At 55.1% G+C, this 4,937-nt stretch carries 6 protein-coding genes; 1 reads left to right on the forward strand and 5 read right to left on the reverse strand.

Features of this window, described 5'->3' with window-relative positions; translation table 11 throughout:
- Positions 1-386: tRNA-dihydrouridine synthase (locus F8J34_RS00230; protein ID WP_297055079.1), on the forward strand; the 386-nt coding region annotated here is incomplete at its 5' end.
- A gap of 2 nt (positions 387-388) precedes the next feature.
- Here the strand turns inward: F8J34_RS00230 and F8J34_RS00235 are convergent.
- From F8J34_RS00235 to F8J34_RS00255, 5 genes are all read right to left on the reverse strand, one after another.
- Positions 389-1,516: a cytochrome c3 family protein gene (locus F8J34_RS00235; RefSeq protein ID WP_297055082.1), complete on the reverse strand. Its 1,128-nt coding sequence runs from the start codon at positions 1,514-1,516 to the stop codon at positions 389-391.
- An 87-nt stretch (positions 1,517-1,603) separates the two neighbouring features.
- Complete coding sequence (locus F8J34_RS00240; RefSeq protein WP_297055085.1) at positions 1,604-1,798, reverse strand: hypothetical protein; 195 nt, start codon at positions 1,796-1,798, stop codon at positions 1,604-1,606.
- Between the two features lie 4 nt (positions 1,799-1,802).
- Positions 1,803-3,011 carry a hypothetical protein gene (locus F8J34_RS00245; protein WP_297055088.1) on the reverse strand — a complete coding sequence of 403 codons (1,209 nt, stop codon included), beginning with the start codon at positions 3,009-3,011 and terminating at the stop codon, positions 1,803-1,805.
- The gene (locus F8J34_RS00250; protein ID WP_297055091.1) at positions 3,008-4,462 is read right to left on the reverse strand and encodes a radical SAM protein; all 1,455 of its coding nucleotides are present in this window, start codon (positions 4,460-4,462) and stop codon (positions 3,008-3,010) included. The genes F8J34_RS00245 and F8J34_RS00250 overlap by 4 nt, the downstream gene beginning before the upstream one ends.
- Positions 4,459-4,632 (reverse strand): hypothetical protein, encoded by a 174-nt coding sequence (locus F8J34_RS00255; RefSeq protein ID WP_297055094.1) that lies wholly within the window; start codon positions 4,630-4,632, stop codon positions 4,459-4,461. The genes F8J34_RS00250 and F8J34_RS00255 overlap by 4 nt, the downstream gene beginning before the upstream one ends.
- Between the last annotated feature and the right edge of the window lie 305 nt (positions 4,633-4,937).

Below are 4,937 nucleotides of genomic sequence, written 5' to 3' on the forward strand. Positions count from 1 at the left end.
CGTCAGATGTGTATAAGAGACAGGTAAGGATGCTTTCTGCGACCGGCTGCGACGGGGTGATGATCGGCCGGGCCGCCCTCCTTCGCCCCTGGATCTTCCGGGACGTGAAGATCAAACTTCAGGGAGGACCTCTACCTCCGCCTCCGCACCCCCTGGAACCGGTGGAACTCTTTGTTCGTTACCTCAACCTTCTTCCCGAAACCTTGCGGGAGAAACGCTTCACCCTCTGGCTTTTCTGGTATCTACAGAATTTCCCCTTCGGTCTCTATTACTTTGGTCGGATCCAGAAAGAGACCTTTCTCGAAGCTAAACTAGACCTTTTACGGGACCTCCTTGCCGCCGAGGAGGTCCCGCCTTACCCCGTCTCTATCCGACAAAATCGTTAAAATTAGTCTTTGCTGGTGTGGCAGACGAAACAACCACAGTTGGGGTTATATCCACCGCTGGCCACGCAGTTATTATAGTTCCACCGCAACATATCCGGGTAAGGCCCGGCATGGGCATAATGACAGGAGAGACACATCACCGCATCCGAGCCCGGGGTAACGGTGTCGGAGATTCCGGTGATGGGCCAGGTGGTGCGGGCCACCGGAGCCAGCACGCTATAGGTAAGGGTTCCATTATTGTAGTTGGCATACTCGCCGCTGTTGGGAAGGGCATAGTCCGTGGGATGCCTTAACCAGGGAGACCCCGGATTGCTGGGATCCGAGGCCGTGCTGTTGGCCGAATGGAAGAGCGGATGACAGGTGGCACAAAATTGACTGATGGTCCCATCCGGAGGCATGGGAGACCCGTTCGGCCCCTGGTGACAGGAGGTGGCGGAACAACTCAACTGAGTAATAGGAGTGGTCTTTCCATAATATTCGTTGTGATGGGTGGGAGAGGTATTCTGCCAGTCCGAGACCTCGTACCCTTTCACGTTGAGGAGAAAACGATAACTCTCACCCACCGTGGTGCCATTTACCGTGCCGGTTATGTTGGAATGGTGCGCCCCCTTGATTCCGGCCATGGGGCTCAGATTCCCCACCCGAATTCCGTGACAACCCCCACCGCCGGCACAGGTAATCTGCTTGTTATTCCACTGACTCTGAGGATGCCATCCATTAAAAGGACCCGGGGCTCCGGCCGAAAGGGCACTATCCACGTCTATACCCGGAATACCGGCTACATTGTGCCCGTAGGCATCCCCGCTTCCACCGTCGCCCCCGGTCTTAAGACCAGTGATATAAGCAAAATTTCCTCCGGCCAGATCCTGACTGTCGCTGTGATAAACCTGGGGAATAAGGCTTCCTCCCCAGTTGACGATCCGCTGGCTTCCTCCCTGTGCATGACAGCCTATACACCCCGCCTTGAGGAGTAAGGGATTAGGAGCGGTGCCATTTACGGTCATGGCGGTGCCATTTTGCGAGTTGTGCATGGTGTGACAGTTGCTACATACACCCACCAGGGCCTCGGCCCGCCCCAGCCACAATAAAAGCCCCACCACAAGGCACAGAACCAACCACTTGTACTTCATCTTACGCCCCCTCTCTGGATCTGCTCCTAAAAATACCAATAGAACTTCTTCGGGCGCTTGTCAATACTCAATTTGATCTATTAAAAATCAATTTTCGGATTTATCCGAACTTTTCGGTCCGCAAGTCTGCGTTTCTTCGCTATCCCTTTCCTCTGCCAGCCATCCATGCCCCTTAAGTTCCTCACCCCGTCCGAGAATCAGAAAATCGGCCACGGTGGAACAACCCCTTCCCTGGTCCTGCCCGATCATGTCCTCGGATATCCTTTCCCATTCTCTCTCCATCCCTTCACCTCCCTATTATTCGGTCATATACAGAACCTATCCGGGAAAATTTACGCCGAAGTAAAAATTCCGTAAGGGTGTTAAGGACCCTCCCTCCCGGATGCTGAAAGGTGCGATCCAGATAGACCCGACCGTCCCTTTTTCGCCAGCGTCCCAGGATTTCGAAACCGTCCTCCACGGCCACCCCCACATTATCCGTCTGCACGGCAAACATCATGGCCCGATTGGCCAGATCGTAATGACACAGAAGACCGGGTTCTCCCGGTGGTACGGGCTCAAGGGTCTCGGGATCCACGATCCGAAGCCTGGTCCAGGGAGGAAGTTCCTTATAACGCACCTTCCTCCAGCCCCGGAGGTGATTACGCAATACATTATCGAAAAAATTGGTACTGGTCTCAGCCATACCCAGAACATTTATACAATAATGAGAGGGAACATTCAAAATCCGGGCACACATATCCCAGAACTCTTCCCGGCTGCATTCTCCGAACTGCCCCTGATACCCTCCACCGTCACAGATACGACTTCCCGGAGGAAGTTCAAACCTAAGACCCTCCTTCTCGCAGGCTCTCAAAAAGTAAATAAAAGCAGAGGTAGCCCCTATAAGGGCTATGGGTTCTCCGGTCTCCTCGGCCTCGTGCAAAGCCCTGAGCAGGGTCTCTAGCTCAAGCCCGCGGTAAGTAATGAGAAAGGTACTGTCCTCGGTACCGAAAAGTCTCCTCACTTCCCCCAGCCCCACGGCCATCCCCATGGTGGGAACCAGTCTGGGCGAAGGGGCAAAGAAGAGGATCCTCATCCTCTCCCGATCCGGAAAGAGATACTCCCGGGTGAGAAGGGCATTGGCCTGAACCATTATCTCCACCGCCCGCCGATCGCGATAGATACGACTGCGATGGGTAAAATCGGTGGTTCCGCTACTCATATAACTCTGAACCGCTCTCTCCGGAGGAAAGGTGGTGAGCACAAATTTTTTAAAGGCCAGAGTGGGAACCGCGGGAATTTCTTCCCAGCTGGAAATTGTATCCGGAGTAATCCCCTTTCGCTGGCAAAATTCCCGATAGGGCTTTACGGTATGAAATTGAAGCTCAAATTCCTTAAGGGCTAGCCGATTGAAGGTCTCCTCATCCCGATTCTCAAGGCCTTTACCGATGAACTCGAGCAGTTCCTGGTCCAGTTGCCGCACGAAGGCGGAATCTAAAGAATAATCCCTCACGGCCATCCTCTTCTTGCTTTTTTCCGGCTCAAAAAGGCCCTGAAAGGCAGGAGCACGCGCTGCATCTCCTCGGAAAGATAGGATCTCTCCACCATGAGCCCGAGGACCCGAAGCATGAAGTCCCGCTTGAAGGGACTCAGGCGGGGAAACTGCGAGAGCTTGTGTTTAAAAAATTTCCCGGTAGAGGAAAAGAGAAGGCGCCTTAGCTCTTCACGACTCAAGCCCCGGGGCCTTATCACCGGCTCAACCAGGTTATACTTGCTCCAGTCGTGAACCTCTATGTACTCCCGATACTTCTCGTACATGGGGGTATAGGGCCAGGGAGTGAGCGGCAGGAAGAAGGCCATGTCCGGGTCGTAGAATTGGGCCAGTTCCAGAGTGGCCCGCAGATTCTCCCTCGTCTCATCCGGGGTCCCGACCACGAAGGAGGTCTCGGAGATGATGTCCGCCCGGTTAATGATCTCAAGCGCCCTTTTAGAATCCTCCACCCGGATGTTCTTCCGGTACTCGTCCACTCGCTTCTGGTCCGGGGCCTCCACCCCTACATAGATGTGCGAGACCCCGGCGGCCCGGTATTTTTCCATAAGGTCTTCGTCTCTTACGATATCGTCCACCCGGGTCTCCATGAGGATCTCCATCCCCAGGTCCCGCTCGATGAGAAGGTCAAGGATCCTCTCCCACCGGGCCCGATCCCGGGTGGGGTATTCGTCGCTTATCATCACCACATCCACCCCGTAACGCTCCCGCAAAAGCTCAAGTTCAGCCACGAAGCTTTCCGGGCTCCGGGCCCGCCAGGCCCCCTTCCAGAAAAGCCGCTGGGAACAGAAAAGACACTGCGAAATACAGCCCCTTGAAGAAGACACGATGGCCAGGCGCGAGCCCGGCCGGGGATGATAGGTATAGATGGACCACTCCAGAAGGTCCCAGGCCGGAGAAAGGGAGTCCAGATCCCGGATAAAGGGACGATCCGGGGTGTGAAAAACCCCTCCGTCCTTAAGAAAGCTCAGCCCGGCCACGCGCGAAGGGTCTCCGCCTGCGGCGAGACAGTCCACCAGTTCGGCAAAGGTGATCTCTCCCTCGCCGCGCACCACGAAATCCACCGCCCCGGAGGAAAGCACCTCCTCGCTCATGAAGGTGGGATGAACATTTCCGAGAACCGTGACCACCCCGGGATGAATCTCCCTGGCCAGGGCGCAAAACTTAAGGGCGTCTTTTACCGTGGCGGTGATGGCCCCGATCCCCAGGACATCCGGCCGAAGGTCTTCCAGCACCCGGGCGATCTCCTCCCAGCCGTGAAAGAGGGTCATGGCGTCGTAGATCGCGACCTCGTGCCCCCGCCGGCGCACCTCCCCGGCCAGATAGACCAGCCCCAGCGGGAGCCAGCCTCCCGCGGCCTCAAGCATCCCGCAGTGATAGGGCGGTGTGGCCAGAAGGACCCGCAGTGGCCTCATATGTTCTCCTCAAGAAGTCTCTCAAAGCGGCTCTCGGCCTCCTCTCGGGTCATGGCCGTCTCCCGGATCAGGCGCTCGATCTCAAAGCGCGTCTCCGGATGCTCCCGCAGGATACGTGGAAGGATTTCGTGCACCACCTTCTTTACATCAATCTCGTTTATCTCCGGCATCTCCATAAACCTCAATAGACTTCGTCAAATTTTTAGTTCGTCCACTTTATCCAAAATTCTATCTCTCCTCTTTTCAGCTCCTCAAGGCTTTCCTGATAGTTTCGATATTAAAAATTCTTACGACCTGTTATGCTATCTATAGCTCCATGATAGTGACATTTAGAGCAGGGAATTGGGCTCCATGGTCTGCCATGACAAGTTGAACATTGGACCTGCGGATAAGGATGATCTGGCCCAATATGATGTACGTATTCCCAACGATTTATTGTACTCCCCCAACCAGCCAGATAATCGTCCTTGTGGCA

The sequence above is a fragment of the Thermosulfurimonas sp. genome, assembly GCF_015491435.1.
Classification (GTDB): Bacteria; Desulfobacterota; Thermodesulfobacteria; order Thermodesulfobacteriales; family Thermodesulfobacteriaceae; genus Thermosulfurimonas_A.